21 protein-coding genes and 1 riboswitch are annotated in these 22,460 nt (G+C 69.4%); of the genes, 7 read left to right on the top strand and 14 right to left on the bottom strand.

Annotated features, from left to right (window positions below):
- Nucleotides 1-286: 286 nt before the first annotated feature.
- Entirely contained in the window at nt 287-1,360 is a 1,074-nt protein-coding gene (locus G3580_RS17760) for a calcium/sodium antiporter (RefSeq protein ID WP_173767767.1), read from the bottom strand.
- Between the two features lie 73 nt (nt 1,361-1,433).
- Entirely contained in the window at nt 1,434-2,546 is a 1,113-nt protein-coding gene (locus tag G3580_RS17755; RefSeq protein ID WP_173767765.1) for a branched-chain amino acid ABC transporter substrate-binding protein, read from the bottom strand.
- A gap of 110 nt (nt 2,547-2,656) precedes the next feature.
- Between G3580_RS17755 and bamE the strand changes: the two genes are divergently transcribed.
- Nucleotides 2,657-3,142: an outer membrane protein assembly factor BamE domain-containing protein gene (gene bamE / locus G3580_RS17750; RefSeq protein ID WP_173767763.1), complete on the top strand. Its 486-nt coding sequence runs from the start codon at nt 2,657-2,659 to the stop codon at nt 3,140-3,142.
- 124 nt (nt 3,143-3,266) lie between these two features.
- Nucleotides 3,267-4,496, top strand: coding sequence for an HD-GYP domain-containing protein (locus G3580_RS17745; RefSeq protein ID WP_173767761.1), 1,230 nt, complete (start codon nt 3,267-3,269; stop codon nt 4,494-4,496).
- A 17-nt stretch (nt 4,497-4,513) separates the two neighbouring features.
- Here G3580_RS17745 and G3580_RS17740 read toward each other — a convergent pair whose 3' ends face one another.
- A complete protein-coding gene (locus G3580_RS17740; RefSeq protein WP_173767759.1) occupies nt 4,514-5,512 on the bottom strand; it encodes a hypothetical protein in 999 nt (332 codons plus the stop codon).
- Nucleotides 5,513-5,527: 15 nt separating this feature from the next.
- Between G3580_RS17740 and G3580_RS17735 the strand changes: the two genes are divergently transcribed.
- Nucleotides 5,528-5,887 carry a hypothetical protein gene (locus G3580_RS17735; protein WP_173767757.1) on the top strand — a complete coding sequence of 120 codons (360 nt, stop codon included), beginning with the start codon at nt 5,528-5,530 and terminating at the stop codon, nt 5,885-5,887.
- A gap of 33 nt (nt 5,888-5,920) precedes the next feature.
- On the opposite strand, the gene G3580_RS17730 is transcribed toward G3580_RS17735, so the two are convergent.
- A complete protein-coding gene (locus G3580_RS17730) occupies nt 5,921-6,319 on the bottom strand; it encodes a DUF4399 domain-containing protein (protein ID WP_173767755.1) in 399 nt (132 codons plus the stop codon).
- A 185-nt stretch (nt 6,320-6,504) separates the two neighbouring features.
- Nucleotides 6,505-6,584: riboswitch (S-adenosyl-L-homocysteine riboswitch) on the top strand.
- Between the two features lie 61 nt (nt 6,585-6,645).
- Here G3580_RS17730 and metH point away from each other — a divergent pair.
- Both metH and G3580_RS17720 read left to right on the top strand, forming a co-directional pair.
- Nucleotides 6,646-10,335: a methionine synthase gene (gene metH, locus G3580_RS17725; RefSeq protein ID WP_173767752.1), complete on the top strand. Its 3,690-nt coding sequence runs from the start codon at nt 6,646-6,648 to the stop codon at nt 10,333-10,335.
- A gap of 13 nt (nt 10,336-10,348) precedes the next feature.
- Nucleotides 10,349-10,603, top strand: coding sequence for a ribosomal protein L7/L12 (locus G3580_RS17720; protein WP_173767750.1), 255 nt, complete (start codon nt 10,349-10,351; stop codon nt 10,601-10,603).
- Between the two features lie 16 nt (nt 10,604-10,619).
- Here the strand turns inward: G3580_RS17720 and G3580_RS17715 are convergent, their stop codons facing one another.
- Entirely contained in the window at nt 10,620-11,333 is a 714-nt protein-coding gene (locus G3580_RS17715; protein ID WP_173767749.1) for a hypothetical protein, read from the bottom strand.
- A 278-nt stretch (nt 11,334-11,611) separates the two neighbouring features.
- Here G3580_RS17715 and G3580_RS17710 point away from each other — a divergent pair, with 278 nt between their 5' ends.
- A complete protein-coding gene (locus G3580_RS17710) occupies nt 11,612-12,586 on the top strand; it encodes a toll/interleukin-1 receptor domain-containing protein (RefSeq protein WP_173767747.1) in 975 nt (324 codons plus the stop codon).
- 7 nt (nt 12,587-12,593) lie between these two features.
- Here the strand turns inward: G3580_RS17710 and G3580_RS17705 are convergent, their stop codons facing one another.
- From G3580_RS17705 to G3580_RS17670, 9 genes are all read right to left on the bottom strand, one after another.
- Nucleotides 12,594-13,730 carry a hypothetical protein gene (locus tag G3580_RS17705; protein WP_173767745.1) on the bottom strand — a complete coding sequence of 379 codons (1,137 nt, stop codon included), beginning with the start codon at nt 13,728-13,730 and terminating at the stop codon, nt 12,594-12,596.
- A 63-nt stretch (nt 13,731-13,793) separates the two neighbouring features.
- Entirely contained in the window at nt 13,794-16,463 is a 2,670-nt protein-coding gene (locus G3580_RS17700; protein ID WP_173767743.1) for a CHAT domain-containing protein, read from the bottom strand.
- 240 nt (nt 16,464-16,703) lie between these two features.
- On the bottom strand, nt 16,704-16,889 hold the full coding sequence (locus G3580_RS17695; RefSeq protein WP_173763308.1) for a hypothetical protein: 186 nt from the start codon (nt 16,887-16,889) through the stop codon (nt 16,704-16,706).
- Nucleotides 16,877-17,809: a glycosyltransferase family 2 protein gene (locus G3580_RS17690; RefSeq protein ID WP_173767741.1), complete on the bottom strand. Its 933-nt coding sequence runs from the start codon at nt 17,807-17,809 to the stop codon at nt 16,877-16,879. The genes G3580_RS17695 and G3580_RS17690 overlap by 13 nt, the downstream gene beginning before the upstream one ends.
- A 13-nt stretch (nt 17,810-17,822) precedes the next feature.
- On the bottom strand, nt 17,823-17,954 hold the full coding sequence (locus G3580_RS20300) for a hypothetical protein (RefSeq protein WP_267313315.1): 132 nt from the start codon (nt 17,952-17,954) through the stop codon (nt 17,823-17,825).
- Nucleotides 17,955-18,017: 63 nt separating this feature from the next.
- Complete coding sequence (locus G3580_RS17685) at nt 18,018-19,319, bottom strand: dicarboxylate/amino acid:cation symporter (protein ID WP_173767739.1); 1,302 nt, start codon at nt 19,317-19,319, stop codon at nt 18,018-18,020.
- 73 nt (nt 19,320-19,392) lie between these two features.
- The gene (locus G3580_RS17680; RefSeq protein WP_228720708.1) at nt 19,393-20,013 is read right to left on the bottom strand and encodes a 2-hydroxychromene-2-carboxylate isomerase; all 621 of its coding nucleotides are present in this window, start codon (nt 20,011-20,013) and stop codon (nt 19,393-19,395) included.
- Nucleotides 20,010-20,891, bottom strand: coding sequence for an alpha/beta fold hydrolase (locus tag G3580_RS17675; protein ID WP_173767737.1), 882 nt, complete (start codon nt 20,889-20,891; stop codon nt 20,010-20,012). The genes G3580_RS17680 and G3580_RS17675 overlap by 4 nt, the downstream gene beginning before the upstream one ends.
- 66 nt (nt 20,892-20,957) lie before the next feature.
- Nucleotides 20,958-21,314: a DUF2917 domain-containing protein gene (locus G3580_RS17670; RefSeq protein ID WP_173767735.1), complete on the bottom strand. Its 357-nt coding sequence runs from the start codon at nt 21,312-21,314 to the stop codon at nt 20,958-20,960.
- 116 nt (nt 21,315-21,430) lie between these two features.
- On the opposite strand from G3580_RS17670, the gene G3580_RS17665 reads away from it, so the two are divergent.
- Complete coding sequence (locus G3580_RS17665) at nt 21,431-22,363, top strand: LysR substrate-binding domain-containing protein (RefSeq protein WP_173767733.1); 933 nt, start codon at nt 21,431-21,433, stop codon at nt 22,361-22,363.
- The last annotated feature ends 97 nt before the right edge of the window (nt 22,364-22,460 follow it).

Genomic DNA, 22,460 nt, shown 5'->3' with positions numbered 1-22,460 from the left:
GTTGCGAGGCGGGTCGTCGGCGCGTTCGTGTTCCCGATCTGTGTCGGGTCATCGGGTGCTGCTGGCATGCGGGCTCAGCGAAGCGAGCGCTTGAAAAAGACGCATGAGTGCTCATGGCATGCAAGCAAAAGGCATACCGCGGTTCGCAAATAATTGTTACGACTCGGAAATCAGGTCGATGTCGGCGGCATCGGAAGGGCGGGTGTAAAAAACGCCGACACCTGCGAAAGGCACGCCAGGGCGCGCTCGTGATGATTTCGGTGTCGTGGGGTGGGCGCGCCTTGCCCTAGCGTCGGCGCGTGCGCCGGTCGTGTACCGACAGCGCGATGAGGGTGAGGACGCTCAGTGGGATCACGAACCAGAGCATGGCCTGGCTGAAGGTCTTGAGGGCCCCGCTGCCGCGGGCGTCGAGTACCAGGTAGATCAGGTAGGCGGCGTAATAGACCAGGAACAGCAGGCCCTCCCAGCGCGCGATGCGCCGGCGGGCGAGGAAGATGGGCAGGCAGGCGACGGCCACCGCGAGCATCACCCACAGGTCGAAATCGAGCGCCGCCGGCGCCACCGGCAAGCCGGTGGGGGAGATGAGGGCGCCGAGGCCGAGGCAGCCGAGCAGGTTGAACACGTTGCTGCCCACCGCGTTGCCGATGGCCATGTCCCGTTCGCCGCGCCAGGCGGCCATCACCGAGGTGGCCACCTCGGGTAGCGAGGTGCCCACCGCCACGACCGTGAGGCCGATGACCAGATCGCTCACGCCCAGCCATTTGGCGAAGGTGACCGCGGCCGCCACCAGCCAGTCGGCGCCGATGACGAGCAGCGCCAGACCGCCGAGCACCATCGCGCCCTGCACCGCCCAGTGCTGGTCCCAGGTCGCCTTGGGCAACTCTTCGCCGTAGTGCTGCTGCTCGCGCCGGGAGGCCCGGCGCGACTGGCGCACCAGAAACACCACATAGGCCACCAGCAGCACGAACAGGACGACACCCTCGCCGCGGCCGATGACGCCGTTCCAGGCCAGCAGGACCACAAGCGCCGAAGCGGCGATCATCACCGGCACCTCCTGGCGCACCACCTGGCCGGCGACCACCAGCGGGCCGACCAGCGAGCCGAGCCCGAGGATGAGCAGGATGTTGCAGATGTTGCTGCCGACCACGTTGCCGATGGTCAGGTCGGCCTGGCCGTTCAGGGCGGCCTCGATGGCCACCGCGATCTCGGGGGCGCTGGTGCCGAAGGCGACGATGGTGAGCCCGACCACGAGCGGCGACAGGCCGAAGGTCAGGGCCAGGCGCGAGGCGCCACGTACCAGGATTTCGGCGCCCGCGGTGAGGGCGACGAGGCCGACGAGAAACAGCAGAAGGTCGATCATGTGGGCTTGGGGCGAGCGGGAAAACGGCAGCGGCCCGCCACCCGGGTGACGGGCCGCCATTGTGCCATGGGGCTCAGTTCAGCGTGGCCCAGTGGCCGTCCTTGTATTGATACAGGGAGATGCCGCCGGTGCGGATGTCGCCCTTGGCGTCGAAGGCGATGGTGCCGGTCACGCCCGGGAAGGAGATCGTGTGCAGCTTGGGCAGGTAGTCGGCCGGATCGGTCGAATCGGCCGCCTTCATGGCCTCGATCAGTGCCATGGTGGCGTCGTAGCTGTAGGGCGCGTAGAGCTGCACCGGCGTATGGAAGCGCTTGGCGAAACGGGCCTTGAAGTCGGCCCCCTTGGGCATCTTCGCCATCGGGATGCCGGCCTGGGTGCAGAAGACGTGCGCGTCGAGCGTGCGTGCCGCGAGCTTGAGCATCTCGTCGGTGCACACCCCGTCGCCACCGAGGAAGGCCGCGTTCAGGCTGAGCTGGCGCATCTGTTGCAGCATGGGTGCCGCCTGGGCGTCGAAACCGCCGAAGAACACCGCGTCGGGCGCGGTGCCCTTGATCTTGGTGAGGATGGCCGAGAAGTCGGTGGCCTTGTCGCTGGTGAATTCGCGCGCCACCACGTCGACGCCGTCTGCCTTGAGCTTGTCCGCGAAGGCGTCGGCCAGTCCCTGGCCGTAGGCGGAGCGATCGTCGATGACCGCCACCCGCTTCAGGTGCAGCCCGGCGGCCACATGGTGGGCCATGGCCGCGCCCTGCTGGAGGTCGTTGGCAATGACGCGGAAGGTGGTGCGGTAGCCCTGGGCGGTGAGCTTGGGGCTGGTGGCCGAGGGCGTGATCATCGGAATGCCGTTCTGCTCATAGACGCGCGAGGCCGGGATCGAGGCGCTCGAGGTGACATGGCCGACCACCCCGGCCACTTCTTCGTCGGCCAGGCGCTGGGCCACGGTGGTGGCCTGGCGCGGGTCGGCCTGGTCGTCTTCGCCGAGCAGTTCGAAGGTGATCTTGTCGCCGTCGATGACGATGCCCTGGGCGTTGGCGTCCTCGATGGCCAGACGGGCCCCGTTTTCGCCGTCCTTGCCGATGTGGGCCAGGGGGCCGGTGAGCGGCCCGGCATGGCCGATGCGGACGGTGCCGGCCTGGGCGCCGCCGAGGCCGAGGCCGAGCAGGGCGAGTGCGAGCAGCAAATTTTGCATTTCGTGCGGTCTCCTCATGGGCGGGGAGTGTCAGAATGAAACGGATCGATCCGCCCGACCGTATTCGGGCGGGTCGCCATGGCCTCATTCTAACCAAGGGAAAACTCACCATGAAACGCATCCTGGCGGCCATGCTCGGGCTGCTGGGCCTGGTCGGCCTGGGCGGTTGCGAGCGCTACCTGATGGAGGACATTCGCCCCGGGGTGACCACGCGGGCCGAGCTGAAGTCCCACCTGGGGGACCCCGGCATCGAGTGGCGCAACGCGGATGGCACGGTGGTGTGGGAGTATTCCATGCAACCTTCGGGCATCACCTGCTACCACGTCACCCTCGACCGGGCTGGCGTCGTCAAGCGTGTCGAGCAGGTGCTCACCGAGGCCCGCATGGCGCAGATCTCCGCGGGCATGACCGAGGACCAGGTGCGTCGCCTGATCGGCAAGCCGGCGAAGCGGACGAGCTTTCCCAACAAGGGCGAGACGGTGTGGGACTGGCTCATCGACGACCGCATGCCGTCCGAATCAATCTATTTCAACGTCCATTTCGACGGGAACGGCCGGGTGACCCAGACCGGGCGGGAAACCGTCCAGCGGGGCTGACGGCGTTGTCGTCGGCGGGCGGGCGCGGCGGTCAACGCCCTCAAGGCAAAGCCGTTGATGCCGATATTGTCGGTAGCGTCCACCCAAGAGTCCGCATCCCTCATATGACCCGTCAAGCCCGCCCATGATCAAGGAAATCCACAGCAGCCAGCTTCGTGTGGGCATGTACCTGCACAAGCTGGGCGTGTCCTGGCTCAAGCATCCTTTCGTCAAGAACGCGTTCCTGATCGAATCCGGCGACGATGTGCGCACCATTCGTGAGCATGGCATCGACAAGGTCTGGATCGACACCGATCGGGGAATCGATGTGGGCGGGGACGAGGCGCCCGCGCCCGCATCGGCGCCCGAGGCGCCTGCCGCGACCGACACCGTCGTGACCGCTCCGGCCGCCGTTGCCAAACCCAAGGCGCCGGCGAAACAATCCATGCAGGCCGAGGTGGCCCAGGCGCGCAAGCTGTGCAACCTGGCCCGGCGCGAAGTGGTGTCCATGTTCAACGACGCGCGCATGGGCAAGGTGGTCAAGACCGGCGACGCCATGCCGCTCGTCGAGGAGATCTCCGCGTCCGTGCTGCGCAATCCGTCGGCGCTGATCAGCGTGGCGAGGATCAAGACGCACGACCAATACACCTACCTGCACTCCATCGCCGTGTGTGCGCTCATGGTGGCCCTGGCGCGCCAGGCCGGCCTCGACGAGGCGATGGTCACCGAGGCCGGGATCGCCGGGCTCATGCACGATCTGGGCAAGGCGGTGATGCCGCTCGAGGTGCTCAACAAGCCCGGCAAGCTGACCGATGCCGAATACGACATCATGAAGACCCATCCGGAAGCGGGCTGGAAGATGCTGCGCGAGGCGGGCGACGCCACCGCGGGGACCCTGGACGTGGCCCTGCACCATCACGAGAAGGTCGACGGCACCGGCTATCCGAAGGGCCTGGCCGGCGAGGACATCAGCCTGCTCTCGCGCATGGGCGCGATCTGCGACGTATACGACGCGGTCACCTCCAACCGCCCCTACAAGGCGGGCTGGTGCCCGGCCGAGTCCCTGCGGCGCATGGCCTCCTGGAAGGGCCATTTCGACGAGCGCCTGTTCAAGGCCTTCGTGCGCAGTGTCGGCATCTATCCGGTCGGCGCGCTGGTGCGCACCAAGTCCGACAAGCTGGGGGTGATCATCGAGCAGAACGAGGGCTCGATGCTCACGCCCAGGATCCGGGTCTTCTTCTCCGCCCGCAGCAATGCCCCGATTCCTCAGCAGGTGATCGATCTGGCCTCGCCGGCGTGTCGGGAGCAGATCGCGGGCATCGAAAATCCGCAGGACTGGGGGCTGGAGAACCTCGAGCGTTTCTGGCTGGACTGAGCGGCCTGCCCGCGGCGTCAGATCGACCGGAAGCGGTCGAGGAAGCTGCCGCGGGAGCGCCGGCGACGCGAGGACCGGTGGCCACGGCGGCGCGGCTCCGCACTGCACGCCTCGGGCGTGCGGCTCGGCGGCGGCTGGGAGGGCCGTGCCACGGTTGCCGGCCCGCGGCTGCTGCCATGCCGCTGCCTGCGCTTGCGCCCGTGCGGATCCCTGGCAACCCGGAGGATGGCGATCGCCAGGCGCGCCAGGCCGTACAGGGCGATGAGGCTGAGGGTGAGCGGGTGGGTCAGGATGTCCCACATCAGGAAGGCCAGTTCGATCATCCGTAGCCGCCCGGTGTCGTCGGCCTGCGACGTGTGTCCCTGGCGGCCACCCGCGGCGCTGTCGGCGTAGGCCGCGCGCATCGCGATTTCCTTCTTGAGCGTCAGTTCACGCTCTTCCGCGCTTTGCTCCGCGGGGGTGTCGTCGCCCAGGATGGCGGACAGTTCCGCCTTGAACGAGGCCGCACGGGCCTGCAATTCCTTTTCGTCGTAAAACAGGGTGCTACTGTCGTGTGCCGTTGCCGCGGCATCCGGGACGCGACCCTGGCGTGGCGTCGCCAGCATGTCGTCGATCATCGCCCGATAAGGGTCGCCCGAGCGGATGCCGGTATCGGCCACGGCCGGCGCGTTGGCCGCCTTGCCGGTGACCTCCATGCCGGACACGAAGCCCGTCTCGCGTGACGGTGCCGCGGCCGGCGTGCCGGGCGCATCGGGTCCGGCGAAGGCGGCTGCGCAGGTCGACATCGCGATGACCAGGAGGCCAAGGCGGACGAAGGAGAAAAGTCGTGTGCCCATCTGGAATTCGCGAAGCAATTCGTGCGCCAATTTTCGGCAACATGTTGATATTGCGCAACAAACTTTTTTTGTGTCGTCGGCGGGCGACGCCGGTGTCAAATCCGCCGACGTACGCGGCCGGCGCAGCTCGGGGCAGCGCGGCACGGCCATGCGGTCGTGGCTAAAGCTTGCCGCAATCATGCCGTAGGTCGCTCCATGAAGAAAAAGCGACGCAAGCTGCTTCCGCTGGGTGTCAAAAAGCGCACCACGACCGAACTGCCGGCCCTGATCGCCCTCGAGGCGATCGGCCAGCCGTGGTTTTGCGAAGCGCACCTGACCGACCTGATGGTGGTGTCCATGGTGTGCCAGGTGGCGGCCGAACCGGGCAGCGAGGTGCACGACAAGGCGCTCGAGCTGTTCGCGCTGCTGGGGCAGGAGCCGCTCGACGCCAAGCGGATCGAACCCTTGCTGATGTTCACCAACGACTGGGTGCAGCGCCAGCCCAATGGCAAGGTCCAGGACGCCATCGAGCGCCTGATCGCGACCACCCAGGCGCCTCCGCCGACCGATGCGTGAGCCGGTGGACCCCACCGCGGCGCGGCCCTGTTGCTACTTCACTTCAATCTCGATCGTCTTGCTCAGGTCCGGTCCGTAGGAGCGGTGCTTGCCGTCCGCGAACTGCAGGGTGAGGGTGTGCCGGCCCGGCGGCAGTTCGACCTCGGCTTCGGTCTGACCCTTGCCGAAATGCAGGTGGTGGGCGTCGGCGGGAACGACCGCGCCCGCCGGGATGGCCTTGCCGTCGATGATCAGATGATGATGCCCGGTGCCCGGCGTCACCTGTCCGGCCGGCTGTACCGTCATCCCGTGCACACCCATGCGCACCTTCACCGGGCTGCTGACCGTGGCGCCGTCGGCCGGGGACAGGAAGACGACGTCCGCGGCCGTGGCCGCGACCGGGGCGAGCAGGCCCGCACACAGGGCGACGGCTGTCAGCTTCGGGATTTTCATTCTTGTGGCTCCTCGTGTTGGGTGTCGGCGGCGGCCGGCGGTGCCGGACGCCCCTGAGCTTCATCCTAGGTGCCGGGTGCGCCGCTGCGGTCCACGCTTTTGCAACAGGAAGTGAGCGCCGCCGCTCGCCGCGGGGCGATCGCCGGCCCTCGACAGCGCCGCGCCGCGCCAGTAAAATCGGCCATTCTGCTGAGGAGCGCTGCGACCCGTGGTGGGCTGTGATCCCGGGGCCAGGCTCAGCAACGAACAACGGCGCTCGCAAACTGTGACCGGTTTGCCGCGCCGTTTTTGTTTGCGTGGCGCCGGCAACCCGAAAGGACCGACGCATGCAGCCTGACCGCACCGAAGCACTCACCACCCTGCTCGCCGAGCGCATCCTGATCCTGGATGGCGCCATGGGCACCATGGTGCAGCAGCACACGCTGGGCGAGGCCGACTATCGCGGCGATCGCTTCGCCGACCATGGCAAGGATCTCAAGGGCAACAACGACCTGCTGGTGCTCACCCGGCCGGACGTGATCGGCGGCATCCACCGGGACTACCTCGAGGCCGGTGCCGACATCATCGAGACCTGTACCTTCAACGCCACCCGCGTCTCCCAGGCCGAATACGGCCTCTCCGAGCTGGCTTATGAGATCAACGTCGCCGGCGCCCGCCTGGTGCGCGAGCTGTGCGACGAATACACCGCGAAGCATCCGGACAAGCCGCGCTTCTGCGCCGGCGTGCTCGGCCCCACCTCGCGCACCCTGTCGATCTCGCCCGACGTGAACGACCCGGGTTTTCGCAACATCAGCTTCGACGCCCTGGTCGACGACTACCATGACGCGGCGCGGGGCCTGATGGAAGGCGGCGCCGACCTGCTGCTGATCGAGACGGTGTTCGACACCCTCAACGCCAAGGCCGCGGTGTTCGCGGTGGAGAAGCTGTTCGCCGAGCTGGGCCGTCGGCTCCCGATCATGATCTCCGGCACCATCACCGACGCTTCCGGGCGCACGCTCTCCGGCCAGACCGCCGAAGCCTTCTGGAATTCGCTCTCCCATGCACAGCCGATCTCCTTCGGCCTCAACTGCGCGCTCGGGGCCCAGGAGCTGCGCCAGTACGTGGAAGAGCTCTCCCGGGTGTGCGACTGTCACGTGTCCGCCCACCCCAACGCCGGTCTGCCCAACCCGCTCTCGCCGACCGGTTACGACGAGACCCCCGAGGCGCTGGCCGGCGAGATCGTCGATTGGGCGAAGAACGGCATGCTCAACATCGTCGGCGGCTGCTGCGGCACCACGCCGGCGCACATCGCGGCCATCGCCGAGGCGGTGGCCGGGGTCGCGCCGCGCCAGCGCCCCGAGGTGGAGAAGAAGCTGCGCCTGTCGGGTCTGGAACCCTTCAACGTGGGCGAGAGCTCGCTCTATGTGAACGTGGGCGAGCGCACCAACGTGACCGGCTCCAAGGCCTTCGCGCGGATGATCCTCGAAGGGCGCTTCGACGACGCCCTCTCGGTGGCGCGCCAGCAGGTGGAGAACGGCGCCCAGATCATCGACATCAACATGGACGAGGCGATGCTCGATTCGCTCGCGGCCATGGAGAAGTTCCTCAAGCTCATCGCCTCGGAGCCGGACATCTCGCGTGTGCCCATCATGCTCGACTCGTCCAAGTGGAGCGTGATCGAGGCCGGGCTCAAGTGCATCCAGGGCAAGGGGGTGGTCAACTCCATCTCCATGAAGGAGGGCGAGGAAGAGTTCCTGCGCCAGGCGCGCCTGTGTCGCCAGTACGGCGCCGCGGTGATCGTCATGGCCTTCGACGAGACCGGCCAGGCCGACACCTACGAGCGCAAGACCGCCATCTGCCAGCGTGCCTACACGTTGCTCACCGGCATCGGCTTCCCGCCGGAAGACATCATCTTCGACCCCAACATCTTCGCCATCGCCACCGGCATCGCCGAGCATGACAACTACGCGGTGGACTTCATCGAGGCGGTCAAGTGGATCCACACGAATCTGCCCCATGCCAAGACCTCGGGCGGGGTGTCCAACGTCTCCTTCAGCTTCCGCGGCAACAACACCGTGCGCGAGGCCATCCACACCGTGTTCCTGTATCACGCCATCAAGGCCGGCATGACCATGGGCATCGTCAACGCCGGCATGCTCGGCGTCTATGACGATGTGGAGGCCACGCTGCGCGAAAAGGTCGAGGATGTGGTCCTCAACCGTCATCCGGGCGCCGGCGAAGCCCTGGTCGAGTTCGCCCAGACCGTGCAGGCCGGCGCGAGCAAGGAGACCGGGCCGGATCTCACCTGGCGCGAGCAGCCGGTGGAGGAGCGCCTCAAGCACGCGCTGGTCAAGGGCATCACCGAGTTCGTGGTCGAGGACACCGAAGAGGTGCGCGCCAGGCTGGAGGCCGAGGGCAAGCCGCCGCTGGCGGTGATCGAAGGCCCGCTGATGGCGGGCATGGACGTGGTCGGCGACCTGTTCGGCGCCGGCAAGATGTTCCTGCCCCAGGTGGTCAAGTCCGCCCGTGTGATGAAGCAGGCGGTGGCTCATCTGATCCCCTTCATCGAGGAAGAAAAGCTGCGTACCGGCGCCACCAGCAAGGGCCGGATCGTCGTCGCCACCGTCAAGGGCGACGTGCACGACATCGGCAAGAACATCGTCGGCGTGGTGCTCGGCTGCAACGGCTACGAGGTGATCGATCTGGGCGTGATGGTGCCCACCGAGAAGATCCTCCACGCCGCCCGCGAGCACGGCGCCCAGGCCATCGGCCTGTCGGGGCTCATCACCCCGTCGCTGGAGGAGATGAGCCATGTGGCCGCCGAGATGCAGCGCCAGGGCTTCGAGCTGCCGCTGCTCATCGGCGGCGCCACCACCAGCCGCGCGCATACCGCCATCAAGATCGCGCCGCATTACCAGCAGCCGGTGGTCTACGTGCCCGACGCCTCGCGCGCCGTGGGCGTGGTCACGGCCCTGCTCTCGGAGGGGCAGAGCGAAGGTTTCAAGGCGGAGCTGGCGGCCGACTACGAGAAGATCCGCGCCCAGCACGCCAACAAGAAAGGCGTGCCGCTGGTGAGCCTCGAGGCGGCCCGTGCCAACGGCTACGATCCGCTCGCGCTGAGCTACTACACGCCGTTCGAGCCCAACACCACCGGCGTGATCGCCCTCGACGTGGCGCTGGAGGACATCGTCCAGTACATCGACTGGGGCCCCTTCTTCCAGACCTGGGATCTGGCCGGCAAGTACCCGCAGATCCTCACCGATCCGGTGGTGGGCGAGACCGCCAACGCGGTGTTCCACGACGCGGTACGCATGCTCGGCCAGCTGGTGACCCAGCAATGGCTGCAGGCCCGGGCGGTGTTCGGCATCTTCCCGGCCAATCGCATCGGCGACGACATCGAGTTCTACGAGGACGAGACCCGTCACGCACCGATCATGACCTGGTACGGCCTGCGCCAGCAGCATGAGCGTCCCAGCGGCAAGCCGCACTGGTGCCTGGCCGATTTCATCGCCGCCAAGGACTCGGGCGTCAAGGACTGGTGCGGTGCCTTCGCGGTGACCGCGGGAATCGGCATCGAGCACAAGCTGGCCGAGTTCGAGGCCGAGCATGACGACTACCACGCCATCATGCTCAAGTCGCTGGCCGACCGGCTCGCCGAAGCCTGCGCCGAATGGCTCCACGAGCGGGTGCGCAAGGAATACTGGGGCTATGCCTCGAGCGAGAATCTGAACCGGGAGGAGCTCATCAAGGAGCGGTACCACGGCATCCGTCCGGCGCCGGGCTACCCCGCCTGCCCGGACCACACCGTCAAGGCGGCCCTGTTCGAACTGCTCGACGTGCCCACCAACGCCGGCATGGGGCTGACCGAGGCGATGGCCATGACGCCGGCCGCCTCGGTCAGTGGCTTCTACTTCGCCCACCCGGAGAGCCACTACTTCGCCATCAGCAAGATCGGCGAAGACCAACTCGCCGACTGGGCCCATCGCACCGGCATGAGCGTCGATGCGGCGCGCCGCTGGCTGGCGCCGTTGCTATGAGGGGCGGATGGCGATGAGCGAACAGCCCCTGCCGCCGGCCGCCGAGGACGCCCTGGCGCGCGGCCGCGTGATCGAGGCCATCAAGATCGTGCGCGAGGTCGAGGGGATCGGCCTCAAGGAGGCCAAGGAACGGGTCGATGGCCGGCGCCATGCCGGGCCCGGGGCGGGCGTCGGCTTCGCCGGCCCTGGCGAACGCCGCAACCCGCTGGTGCTGGTGGTGCTGCTCCTGCTGGTGTTGGCGCTGGCCTGGTACGTCATGCGCACCTGAGGGCGCCGGCGCCGCCTCAGCCCGTGATCGGCGTCATGCAGGACGTCCACAGCTGCGTCTTCACCTCGTCCTTCGCGGCGTCGGTGGCGTACACCGCGTCGATGATCTGTTTGACGACCGGACTGGTGAACTTGGCGAAGTAGCCGTAGGCGTCGGAAATGGGCCGCCCGCTGGCCTTGAACGAGTAGGTCAGGTCGCCGATCATCTGCCGCTGCATGCAGTAGCTGGCCAGCTGCAGGCGTTCCGGCGGCACCTGGGCCTGCAGCGCCGAGCACTGCTGGAACTGGCGTACCGTGTAGTCCCACACGTTGCCGACGGTGTCGGCATACACCTGCTCGACGATCGCCATGTGCTCGTCCGGGTGGGGGCGGCTGCGGTAGATGTTCTTGGCATCGTCCAGCTCCATGCCGCTGCGTTTGCGGATGGCGGTGTGCATGGCCGCGTCCGCCAGACCGACGCAGGCCGTCATCTGCGTGTATTCGTTCTCGGTGTAGTAGATCTGCTTGGGGCTGCCGGTCGCATCGGTCCCGGGCTGTGCTGCCGCCTCGCCGCTGCCGGCCTGATCCTCGTCGGGGGCGCTGGCTTCGGGGGCCGCCGCAGGTTCGGCCTTTTCCGCCGGCGTTTCGGTCGATGCAGCCGCGGCGCTATCGGGCCGGGTCGGCGTGGTGGCGGTGCAGGCGGTCAGCAGGACGGTCGCGGCGGCGACCGTCAGGGTCCGGAGGCGCAGCATGGAAAATTCCTCTGGCATGATAGGTGGCGGGCGGCCGGCGGCGCTTGCCCGGATCGGGGATAACGGGGAACAGGCGCCAGTATGCGTTGCGCGTGCGGGGGCATCAACACGCGGGCGGCAAATTCACCGGGTGCGCCATCGTCGGTGTTGCACGCGCGCCAGTTCGGCGCCGGTCCGACCGTGTTCGTCGGTGATTCAGCGCAGTCGCGGCTCGCGCTCAGGCCGCCGGCTCACTATCCTAAGAGCGGAGCGAGCCACATCTTTCGGGAGTCATGCGCATGGAGCAGGGCATTTTCGTCAGCTATCGCCGGCAGGACAGCCAGAGTGCGGCCGGGCGCCTGACCGATCGCCTCAAGGACCTTCTGCCGGAGGTGTCCATCTTCCGCGACGTGGAGACCATCGAGCCGGGGGTGGACTTCGTCGAGGCCATCGAGCGCGCGTTGCGTTCCTGCGGTGTGCTGATCGCCGTGATCGGGCCGCGCTGGGTGGCGGCGGCCCATGACGATGGCTCGCGCCGGCTCGACGATCCCAACGACTACACCCGCCTCGAGATCGCCACCGCGCTCAAGCGTGGCGATGTGCGCGTCATTCCGGTGCTGGTCGAAGGCGCGCAGATGCCCGGCACCGCCGAATTGCCCGACGATCTGGCGGCGCTCGCGCGGCGCAACGCGATCGAACTGAGTGACAAGCGCTGGGACTTCGACGTCTCCACCCTGGTCGAGACCCTGCGCAAGGCGCTCGGTCTGCCGGAGGCCGCCCCGGACCGTCCGTCGGCGCCGGCCCCCGCGCCCAAGGGGCCGCCGCGCCGGGCCTGGTGGATCGGCGGCGGCATCGCCCTGCTCGCCGTGCTCGGCATCCTCGGCGAAGACAATGGCGGCATGGCGCCGGCGCCGGAGATGTCCTACGCGCCACCGGTGCAGACGCCCGCTCGCGCGCCGGTCGCCCCGTCGGCGATGACCGCGGCCCCGGCCGGGCGGGTGGACCTGACGGGCCTGTGGCGCGACCCGGACGGCGGCATGCACGAGATCGTCCAGCACGGCTCGGACCTGGTGTTCCGCGGGCGCACGCCCGACGGCTTCGTGACCGGCACCGGCACGGTGTCCGGACACCAGGGGCAGACCACCTACATGTTCAACGGCTACCCGCTGCGCTCGACCTTCGTGGTCGCCGCGGACGGGCAGCGCATGGATGTGACCATCATCGATCCGGCCACCAACGAGCGCGACGCCACCCAGCTGTTCCGGGTACGTTAGCGGCGCCTCAGGCCGATTCCGTCTGGGTGCCGAGGCCGAGCCGCTCGCCGAGCCGGCCGAGCAGCGCGCGCATGCCGGTGGCGCCGACCTCGGGGGCCTCGATCAGGGTGTCGGCCGCGCGCCGTGCCGGGCCCGCCAGGCCGATGGCGGCGCAGGCGCTGTAGAAACTGAAGACGTGGCGCTGGGGCACGTCCAGGCGGGTGGCCAGTTCGAACAGGCTGATCGGGTGGTTGAGCCACAGGGCGGCGATGCGCATGGCGTCCGGGGTGACCAGCAGTTCGTTCAGATCGGGCCAGTGGCGCAGATAGACCGGGGCATCGAGCGGGGCATCGAGCGGTACCCGACCGCGCGCCGTCCACAGCGCCACTTTCCACAGCAACACGTCGCGGGGCGTCTGCTCGGGGCTGCAGGTCAGGTCGGCGCCCGCATCCGCCGCGTCGAGACGGACCTCGCTGTCGTTCATGGTCACCAGGCACAGCGAGCGCAGATACTGGTCGGGCATGCTCAGTTCGATGGCACCGTTGCCCGGCGGGATCATCCAGCAGCCCCACACCCCGGTCATGGCGATGCGGCGCCCGGTCGCATCGGCCATGGCGGCCGCGCGCTGCAGGTGGCCCTGAAGGAATTGCGCCGGATCGTAATGGGCGCGAGACCAGTTGGCCGGCGCGGCGGGGTCAAGGTCGCTGGCTTGTCCGACATAGTGGTTTTCGGTGCCGGGCTCGGGAACCGGCCCTCGGGGGGCCGCGACGGCCGTGGCCGGGGCGCCGTCGACCGCTTCGCCCGGGCACACCCCGACCGACTCGGCGACCGGGTCGTCGCTGAGGCGCAGCTTGCGCCGCACGCTCATGAGTGCCCGGGCCATGCCCTTGGGGCGCAGGGGCTTGCGCACGAACAGGGCCTGGTCCGGGTGGTTGACGCTCAACTCGATGACCGGCACCTCGGGCCAGCGCAGGCGCGCGTCATGGAGACGGCGGGTGGCGTCGCCGCGGTCCACGTCGATGAGGATGGCCTGGGCCCGGTCCGGCTCGACCAGCACGCAGCGGGACTTGAGCCCGTCGCGAAAAAAGGTCCGCAACATGCCGTGCGAGCGTTCATCCATCCACGGGGCGGCGATCTTGACCGGTTCCAGCTGCGCGTCGCTCATGGGTATTCCCGATCCTCGAGGTGTCATGTAAATGTCATTGGCGGGGCGTTTTCCGGGCGAACTTTAGCGCGAACGTCCATCGGGAGGCGAGTCCCGCCCGATTGCCGGCCGGTGCGGCACGCGCAGCGGTCGCAGAACCAGCACCTGGCCGATGCGCAGGTGGTCGGGGTCGCCGAGGCGGGCCGGGTTGTCGGCCACGATCTGTGGCCAGCGGCGGGCATCGCCGTAGATTCGCCAGGCGATGCCCGACAGGGTGTCGCCCCGCACCACGTGATAGTCGAGCGCGTTGGTGCCGGTCGACGGTGACAGGGGCACGTGGACGCGTTGGCCCGGTTCGATGTGATCCGGGTCGTCGATCCGTCGGCCGCCGCGGCCCAGTGCCACGTTGGCGTTGTGGTGTTCGAGCAGCGTCGGCCAGCGCCGCGCATCGCCATAGAAGCGCGCGGCGATACGCCACAGGGTGTCGCCGCGATGCACGGTGTAGGTCATCGTATCCCCGGCCGTGTCGCCGGCGGCCGGTTCGATCATGGCCGTGGGCGAGCCGGCATCCGAGATGACCGCGGCCCAGCCGACGCCGGGCGCCAGTTGGTCGAGCAGGCCGACGATGCGTTCGGCCAGCCGGGTGTCTCCGTGGTCCCGGGCGTCGACCCCCGCTTGTACCAGGGGGCCGATGAGGGTGTCCCGTTGGGGGCCGAGCAGGGCGGCCCGCAGTGCCGGGTCGCCGCCCGGCGCCAGCGCGGTCTCGGCGACGGCGACGGCCGATGCCGCCTGGCCCTCGCTCAGTTGCGCGGCCATGGCATCGACCGACGCGGTCACGCCGGGGCGCGGCTCGACGGTCGGTGGCGGTGGAGGCGGTGCCGGTTCGATGACCGGGGGTTCCACCGGCGCCGGTGACGGCGCTGGCGGGGGGGCGGGTGGGGCCACGATCGGCGGTGGCGGCGGCTCGGCGCCGCTTGTCTCGCCGCCTGGGGCGCGGCCGCCGGAGACGATCCACAGCGTGCCGACGCCGATCGCGCCGAGGACGAGCAGGGCGCCGACGAGCAGCGGGAGCGCGCGTCGCCGCGCGGGCGCGGCGGTCGGCGGTGCCGGTATCGGCGGGGTGGTCCCGACCGGTTCGGGGGCGGGGGGCGCCGCTGCGTCGGCCCCTGGCCGGGGGGCGGCCAGATCGAAGAGGCGGCCGTCGGGCGCGCGCATGTGCAGCGCGGGGGCGCCCCACTCGACCGGATAGCCGCGCGCATAGAGGAAGGCCCGGGCCGAGCTCAGCGCCGCGTCCACCGGCTGGCCCGCGGCCAGATAGCGATAGAAGTGGCGCGAGAGCGCCACCGCGGCCGCGTCCGGGATCGGGAACTGCATCGCGACCACGGCCGGAATGCCGCGCCGGATCAGGCTTTGCGCCACCCCGCCGAAGGCATCGTGGCGGCTCGTGGCGGCCCCCAGGCAGCTGTTGAGAAAGACCAGGCGCAGGGTGTCGCGATAGTTGCGCAGGAGCACGGCCAGACGGCGCCCGGCGATGGGGTCGGCAGCGCCGGGGGAGGTGTCGGATTCGAGCACCAGCACCCCGTCGTCGCCGACAAAGTCGCCATGGCCGATGAAGTGCAGCACATGGGGGCGATGGGCGAGCAGGGCGGCATCGAGGCGTTCGAGGGTGGTGTGCTCGAGGCGTGTCGTTTCGAGAATGCCGTCGCGGGCCAGTTCCGCCAGGGCGGCATCCAGGTGCGCCAGTTCCTCGCCGATGGCCAGGTCGGGCCGGTCGGCCGGCGCGGCGACGGCCATGAGCATGCGCAGCGGTGGCTCGACCGCGAGGGTCGGCGGTGGCGCGTCGGTGTCGAGCCAGCGCACCACGGGCTTGAGGCGGTCGGAGAACAGGAAGTCGTCCTGCCTGGGGTGGTAGAGAAACTCCCACGGCAGACACGCCAGATCGGGGGCGTCGGTGGTGTCGATGACGAAGCGCAGGCCGTCGCCGTGCTGCGGGTCGATGCTGCGCAGGCTGTCTTCGAGCCGCTGGCCGGCGGCGGTGCCCGACAGGGCCGCGTACAGCGCCTGGCCGATCTGGCGCGCGGCGGCGTCGCCGGGCAGGCGGGCGGGCGGCGCGTCCGGGCTCGCGCCCCGGCGCGCCGAACCGGCAATCGGCCGGGCGTCGGTCCACAAGGCCTGTTCGAGCGCCGCCGGATCGAGCGCCAGCGGGGCGTTGTCGAGTGCGCCGGCTGGCGACTCGGGCACGGCGAGGGCGTAGCGTCCGGCCCCTTCCTGACGAAAACGCAGCTGGATGGAGCGATAGCGCACGCTGCCGGCGGTCGTTTCCGGCGCCCGCGGCGCGGGCGTCGTATCCGGGGATGCCTGGCGGGCCCGGTCGGCCACTTCCATGACGACTTCGGCGGCCAGATTGCCCTCGGTCTGCAGCAGCGTGAGCGCGCGCAGGTAGGGCGGGATGGTCTCCAGCGGCGTGGGCGCCACCATCACCGGCAGCACGTGCCAGCCCGGTGTCGGCCACTTGCGCGCGGCCAGCTTCAGTTCGGTGCGGGTGTAGTGGCCGTCGGCGACCGCCTCGGGGGCGATCAGGAAGATGAACAGGTCGGCGTCGTCGATGGCCTGGCGGATGCGGTCATCGTAGCTGGTGCCGGCGGGCAGGTCCTCGCGGTCGAAGAACACCGCGTGGCCGACGGCCTGCAGTCGGCAGCACAGATCGTCGGCCTGGGTGCGGTAGGGCGAGGCGTAGGACAGGAAGATGTTCAAGTGGCCGGCCGATTTCCGAGGGCGTGTCTCCGAGTATAGTCGTTGTGCATGACCAGAGCCGCCAGGTCACGGAGCGCGCCCGGTGGCGGCGCGACGTGGGCGTTTGGCGAGGCGTGTCCGGGGTTTGTTCGCCATAGGCAAGTGGATCGCATTGAGGCCATGAGGGTCACCCAGGTCGCGTCGGTGCGTCTTGCCCTGAGAACGGACGGGCCCGGGCGCGGCCACGTGACTACTGTGAGCCTACGGGGCGAGCACCCGGGCGGCCAGCATGACCTCCGGGTCGTCCGGGGCGCGCTCGCGCGCGGCGGCGTTGAAGTCGCGGGCGGCGGCCAGATCGCCGGCGGCGATGGCGATGCGCGTGAGCGCGGCCAGCGCCCGGGTTTCCATCAGCAGGGCGGCCGGGTGGCCCGGGGTCAGTTCGAGCACGCGGGCAAACGCGTGAAACGCAGGCTCCAGGGCGCCGAGTTGTTCATGGCGCATGCCGATGGCCAGATGGAAGTGGGGGGTGTGCTCGGCCAAGGACCGGTAGCGCGCCATGAAGGCGAGCGCGCCGGTGGCATCTTCTCCGCAGAGGGCCTGGCACACCAGGTCGACCAGATCGCCGGCGACATGGCGGGGGCAATGGCATGGCAGGCGTCGAGGGGGCCGAGCGTCTCGCGGGCGAGGGCTTGCGCGGCCGTGGTCTGGCCCGTGAAGCGGTACAGCTCCAGCAACTTGTACCGGCTGTAGAGATCGGCGGCGTCGTCGGCGATGGCCAGCGCCAGAATGCGCGCGTCGCGTGTTGCCTTGTCCCGGGCGTCATAGCGTTCGAGGGCATAGCCGACATGCTGGACCGGCGTGTCGAGGGCGAAATAGCCTCGCGCGTGGCGCGCCAGCCAGGCGTCGATGCCGTCGCGCGCGTCTTCGTGGATGCGGCAGCGGTAGCGGATGTCGGGGTCGTTGGCGAACAGGCGGATGGGGTGCGAGTGGCGCACGATGCCGTTTTTCTGCTGATCGAATCGATGGATGGTGGCGGCGCCGAAGTCGGGGCGCGCCAGCAGACGGCGCATTTCGCCGGCGAAGGCCGGTTCGGGAAATTCGTCGGCATCGAGGATGAGGACCCAGCGCCCGTGTGCGGCCTGCAGTCCGGTGTTCCGTGCCAGCGCGAAGTCGTCGGCCCAGGCCTGGTGGATGACGTGTGCGCCGGCATTTTCGAGCAGGCGCACGGTGTCGTCGGTGGAGCCGGTGTCAACGGCGATGAATTCGTCCCACGCGCCGCGCACGCTGTCGATGAAGCGGGGCAGCAGCGCCGCCTCGTTGCGAACGATCAGGCACAGGGAGACGTCCGGGATGGTGTCGGTGGCCATGTGGGTGGGCCCTTCAGCAGGCGCCCGGTGCTGGCGCGGGGGAGGTTGCCAGGTGCGCCGGTGCCGCGTTGGCGACGTCGATGACGTCCACCCGCGCCCGGCGGGATGGGGGTGTGGTGATCGACGCGACGGCGAGTCGGCGCATGGGGGGAGTCCCGGAAAGGCGTGTGCCCGGCGATTGTACGCGCCTGTGCCGGCCGTGGCGCGGTCAGTCGCGCCGGGCGTTGCGCAGCAGCACGCTGACGGTCAGGTCGCCGGTGACGTTGACCGTGGTGCGGAACATGTCGAGGAGTCGGTCCACGCCGAGGATCAGGGCGATGCCGGTGGTGGGGATGCCGAAGCCGGTGACGATGTTGGCCAGGATCACGATGCCCACGCCCGGGGTGCCGGGCGCGCCGATGGAGGTCACGATCAAGGTGAGGACGATGGTGGCCAGCGATTCGGGCGTCAGCGCGACCCCCGACAGCTGCGCCAGGAAGCATACCGCCACCGCCTGGTAGAGCGCGGTGCCGGCCATGTTGATGGTGGCGCCCAGGGGAATGGTGAAGTTGGCGATGCTCTCGGGCACCTCGAGGTTGCGCACCGCGGTGTCGATGGACAGCGGAATCACGGCGGCGGAGCTGGAGGTGGAGAAGGCCAGCAGCATGACGCCGCTGATCCGGCGAAGAAAGTCGACCGGGTGGCGGCGCGCGAACACGGTGACGATGAGCACATACAGGAGCATCAGCGCCAGCAGGCCGGCGAGCACGGTGAGCACATAGGTCGTCAGCCCGGCGACGGCGACCAGGCCGGATCGGGCGATGACGTCCGCAAGCAGGCCGAACACCGCCCAGGGCGCCAGGTACATGGCCCATTTGACCAGCGTCATCGAGATTTCCAGCAGGCCGTCGAGGGCGCCGAGAAAGGGGGCGGTCTTGGTGCGGTCGGCCACCAGCGCCGCTGCGCCCAGGAACAGGGCGAGGATCACGATGGCGAGCATGTCCCGTTCGGCCAGGGCCGCCTGCGGATTGCTGGGGACGAGATTGACGATCAGCGAGGGCAGGTCCGGGGTGGGCGGCCGCTGCGCCGTCTGGCGCGCGGCCGTCGTGCCGTTGGCGGCGGCGATGCCCGCGCCGGGGGCGATGCCCTGGCCGAGCAGCACGCCCAGGCCGGCGCCGAGGCCGGTGGTGAGGGTGACGAACAGCAGCAGGCGCAGGCCCACGGTGCGCAGCTGCGCCATGCTGCCGCCGCCGAGCATGCCCTTGATGATGGAGATCATCACCAGCGGCACCAGGACCATGCCGATGATCGCCAGGAAGAGCCGGCCCGGCACCGCCAGCCAGGCGCCGGCGGTGACCGCGGCGCGCCGGTCGACCCAGCCGACCTCGGGGCTCAGGGCGGCGCCTACCGCGATGCCGAGGCACAGCCCCAGCAGCACCTGCGCCCACAGGCGGGTGCCGAACCAGGAGCGCACCTGCCATTGCAGGTCGCGCAGCCGGAACGGCGTGGCCGGGTGCATGGGTGTGGACATGGCGGATCGGGGCGCTCGCGTGACCGCCTCATTGGAGCACGAATGCGCCGTTCGCGTCGAGGCGCTCGCCGCCTCAGGCCGTCGGTTTCAATCCCCCGCCATGCGCCCATTCGAGCGCATCCTCGAGGCGGTCGTTGCCCCAGAACAGCTCGTCGCCGACGACGAAGTTGGGGGCGCCGAACAGGCCCATCGCGGTGGCCGCGTCGGTCTGGTCGCGCAGGGCCTGCTTGATGGCCTCGCCCTCGGCCTCGGCGATCAGCGCGTCGGCATCGAGGCCGAGCCCGGTGAGGATCTCGGCGATCACCTCGGGCTGGCCGATGTCGCGATCCTCGCCGAAATTGGCCTGCATCGCCGCGCGCGAGAACGGGCCGATCCAGTCCTGATCCTGGCCCAGCCGTGCCACCCGAGCCGCCAGCAGGCCGCTGCGCGGGAACTGGCTGGGCAGGCGGAAGGGGAAGCCGTAGCGCGCGCACAGGCGCTGCATGTCGCGCCACATGTAGCGTCCCTTGGGCGGGTAGATGTTGAACGGCGAGTCGTTCCAGCCCAGGCTGAGGAACACCGGGCCGAGCAGGAAGGGGCGCCAGATGAGGGGCACACCGGCCGCATCGGCGGCGGCCTGGGCGCGCATGACCGCCAGGTAGGAGTAGGAACTGGCGAACTCGTACCACATGGCGATGGGGGTCGGGGCCGTCATGGGGTCTCCGTGAAGAAGGGAATCAGCGCGTCGAGGACTGCCTGCGGGGCTTCCTCCGGGAGGAAGTGGCCGCAGGGCAGGGCCTGGCCGCGCACGTCGGTGGCGTAGTCGCGCCACACCGCGAGCACGTCGTAGCTGCGGTGGACGAAGCCGCGCTCGCCCCACAGGACCAGCAGCGGACAGGTGATGCGGCGCTCGCGGCTGGCCGTGTCGTGCTCCAGGTCGATGGTGGCGGCGGCGCGGTAGTCCTCGCAGCTGGCGTGGATGGCGGCCGGCTCGGAAAAGCAGCGCACGTAGTCGGCCACCACCGCCTCGTCGAAGACCGCGCCGGGGGCGGACCAGCGGCGCAGCTTCTCGCGCAGGTAGTAGCGCGGATCGGTGCCGATCATGTGTTCGGGCAGGCCGTCGGGCTGGATCAGGAAGAACCAGTGGTAGTAGCCGGTGGCGAAGTGGCGGTCGGCGTGCATGAACATGTGCAGGGTCGGGGCGATGTCCATGACGCAGGCGCGCTCGACCGCGGCCGGATGGTCCAGGATCAGCCGGTGTGTCACGCGCGCGCCGCGGTCGTGGCCGGCGACGGCGAAGCGGGTGTGGCCGAAAGCCGCCATCACTTCGATCATGTCCTGGGCCATGGCGCGCTTGGCGTAGGCGGCATGGGTGGCATCGCTGGCGGGCTTGCTGCTGTCGCCGTAGCCGCGCAGATCGGGGCAGATCACCTGGAAGTGCTGCGCCAGCGCTGGCGCCACCCGGTGCCACATGCGGTGGGTTTCCGGGTACCCGTGGAGCAGCAGCAGGGGCGGGCCCGATCCACCGTGTTGCACATGGATGCGGGCGCCCCGGGTGTCGATGTCGCAACAGGAAAAGCCGGATCCGGGCATGGAGCCTCCGCGGGCGCAAACCCTGCAATGGATTCAGGCTCAGTATGGCACAGGGCCGCGGCCTCGCTATGCGCGGCCGGCATCGGTGGGGGCGTTCGGCAGGCGCCGGCACAGATCCCGCGCCGCGGCGTTGCCCCAGCGCGGATCGAACAGGCCGAGCAGCCGGCGCCAACCGGCGCGGGGCGTGGGGGTCGCGCGGGTCAGGCGCAGCCGCGCCCCGGCGGCCGAGGACAGGACCGTGGCCGACGACAGGGGCAGGGTCACCTGCTCGCCGGCCGAGGCCAGGATATCCTGTGCCTGACCGTACTGGGTGATCCACACACAGCCGGACAGCACGCGTACCTGGGCACCGGCCAGGCGCTTGAGCAGCAGCGGCCGGTGCGGGGGCAGGGAAATGGTCGTCTGTGTCGTCGCGGTGCGCATGGTCGTTCTCCTGGTCTCGGCGAGGGGCAATCTGCGGTTCGCCTTGAACTGGAGTATCGACACGGTCTAGGCTGCTCACAAACGGTTTGTTTTCATCGAATGGATGCGTTTTCTGCATGGATAGCAGCTTGCTCAAACTACCGCCGCTGGACCCGGTTCGGGGGTTTCTTTGTGCGGCGCGGCACCTGTCGTTCACATTGGCGGCCGAAGAGTTGTGCCTGAGTCAGTCGGCCATCTCGCGGCAGGTGCAAACGCTGGAATCGGCGCTCGGCGTGAAGCTCTTCGTCCGCGGCACACGCAGCCTCGCGCTGACCGAGGCGGGCACCCGGCTGGCCGAACGGGCAGAGGTGTGGCTGGGCGAGTACGGGCGCCTGGCGGCGCAGTTGCGCGCCCCCCTGCGTCCGATGGTGAACATCACCGCCAGCGTGGGCATCTCGGCGCTGTGGCTGGTGCCGCAATTGCGCGACTTCCAGGCGGTGCACCCGGAAATCGATGTGCGCATCTCCACCACCAACCGGGTGGTGGACCTGGCTCACGAGGATGTGGATCTGGCCCTGCGCTACTGCGCCGACCGGGACGCGCCCCCCGGCAGCACGCGCCTGTTCGGCGATACCCTGGTGCCGGTCGCGCACCCGTCCATCGGCACCGGACTGGTACTCGACGCCGACACCCTGGCCGATCAGGTGCTGCTGGACTACGACAATGCCGGCTACCCCTGGCTGAGCTGGTCCGCCTGGCTGGCCGCCGAGGGGCTGGACCGGATCGAGCCGCGCTCGCGGCTGCGATTTTCCCACTATGATCAGGTCATTCACGCCGCCATGTCGGGCCACGGCATCGCGATCGGCCGCGAGCAGACGCTGGCGCCGCTGCTCAAGGAAGGGCGGCTGGTGGCGGTGGGCTGCGCCCGGCGCGAGATCTCGGGGCGCAGCGTGTGGCTGGTGGCGGCCCCCGGACCGCAGCGGCCCGAAGTGCAGACCTTCGCCCGCTGGGCCCACCGGGTCGCGACCGGGCAGGAGGTGCCCGATCCGCCCGGCGGCTCCATGCGCTGACTCAATCGCGCCGCGTGCGTGCCGTTAGGATGAAAAGAGCCCCGACCGTATCACCATGAATCGTTCATCTCGCCTTTTGTCATTCCACACCCTGGCT

Source organism: Nitrogeniibacter mangrovi (genome assembly GCF_010983895.1).
GTDB lineage: Bacteria > Pseudomonadota > Gammaproteobacteria > Burkholderiales > Rhodocyclaceae > Nitrogeniibacter > Nitrogeniibacter mangrovi.
This window is presented reverse-complemented; position numbering and strand designations above follow the sequence as displayed.

What these genes read in the sequence shown, in the direction of transcription:
- G3580_RS17760 (WP_173767767.1), bottom strand. Translation starts at nt 1,360, where the DNA reads ATGATCGACCTTCTGCTGTTTCTCGTCGGCCTCGTCGCCCTCACCGCG.
- G3580_RS17755 (WP_173767765.1), bottom strand. Translation starts at nt 2,546, where the DNA reads ATGCAAAATTTGCTGCTCGCACTCGCCCTGCTCGGCCTCGGCCTCGGC.
- bamE (WP_173767763.1), top strand. Translation starts at nt 2,657, where the DNA reads ATGAAACGCATCCTGGCGGCCATGCTCGGGCTGCTGGGCCTGGTCGGC.
- G3580_RS17745 (WP_173767761.1), top strand. Translation starts at nt 3,267, where the DNA reads ATGATCAAGGAAATCCACAGCAGCCAGCTTCGTGTGGGCATGTACCTG.
- G3580_RS17740 (WP_173767759.1), bottom strand. Translation starts at nt 5,512, where the DNA reads ATGATTGCGGCAAGCTTTAGCCACGACCGCATGGCCGTGCCGCGCTGC.
- G3580_RS17735 (WP_173767757.1), top strand. Translation starts at nt 5,528, where the DNA reads ATGAAGAAAAAGCGACGCAAGCTGCTTCCGCTGGGTGTCAAAAAGCGC.
- G3580_RS17730 (WP_173767755.1), bottom strand. Translation starts at nt 6,319, where the DNA reads ATGAAAATCCCGAAGCTGACAGCCGTCGCCCTGTGTGCGGGCCTGCTC.
- metH (WP_173767752.1), top strand. Translation starts at nt 6,646, where the DNA reads ATGCAGCCTGACCGCACCGAAGCACTCACCACCCTGCTCGCCGAGCGC.
- G3580_RS17720 (WP_173767750.1), top strand. Translation starts at nt 10,349, where the DNA reads ATGAGCGAACAGCCCCTGCCGCCGGCCGCCGAGGACGCCCTGGCGCGC.
- G3580_RS17715 (WP_173767749.1), bottom strand. Translation starts at nt 11,333, where the DNA reads ATGCTGCGCCTCCGGACCCTGACGGTCGCCGCCGCGACCGTCCTGCTG.
- G3580_RS17710 (WP_173767747.1), top strand. Translation starts at nt 11,612, where the DNA reads ATGGAGCAGGGCATTTTCGTCAGCTATCGCCGGCAGGACAGCCAGAGT.
- G3580_RS17705 (WP_173767745.1), bottom strand. Translation starts at nt 13,730, where the DNA reads ATGAGCGACGCGCAGCTGGAACCGGTCAAGATCGCCGCCCCGTGGATG.
- G3580_RS17690 (WP_173767741.1), bottom strand. Translation starts at nt 17,809, where the DNA reads ATGGCCACCGACACCATCCCGGACGTCTCCCTGTGCCTGATCGTTCGC.
- G3580_RS20300 (WP_267313315.1), bottom strand. Translation starts at nt 17,954, where the DNA reads ATGCGCCGACTCGCCGTCGCGTCGATCACCACACCCCCATCCCGCCGG.
- G3580_RS17685 (WP_173767739.1), bottom strand. Translation starts at nt 19,319, where the DNA reads ATGTCCACACCCATGCACCCGGCCACGCCGTTCCGGCTGCGCGACCTG.
- G3580_RS17680 (WP_228720708.1), bottom strand. Translation starts at nt 20,013, where the DNA reads ATGACGGCCCCGACCCCCATCGCCATGTGGTACGAGTTCGCCAGTTCC.
- G3580_RS17675 (WP_173767737.1), bottom strand. Translation starts at nt 20,891, where the DNA reads ATGCCCGGATCCGGCTTTTCCTGTTGCGACATCGACACCCGGGGCGCC.
- G3580_RS17670 (WP_173767735.1), bottom strand. Translation starts at nt 21,314, where the DNA reads ATGCGCACCGCGACGACACAGACGACCATTTCCCTGCCCCCGCACCGG.
- G3580_RS17665 (WP_173767733.1), top strand. Translation starts at nt 21,431, where the DNA reads ATGGATAGCAGCTTGCTCAAACTACCGCCGCTGGACCCGGTTCGGGGG.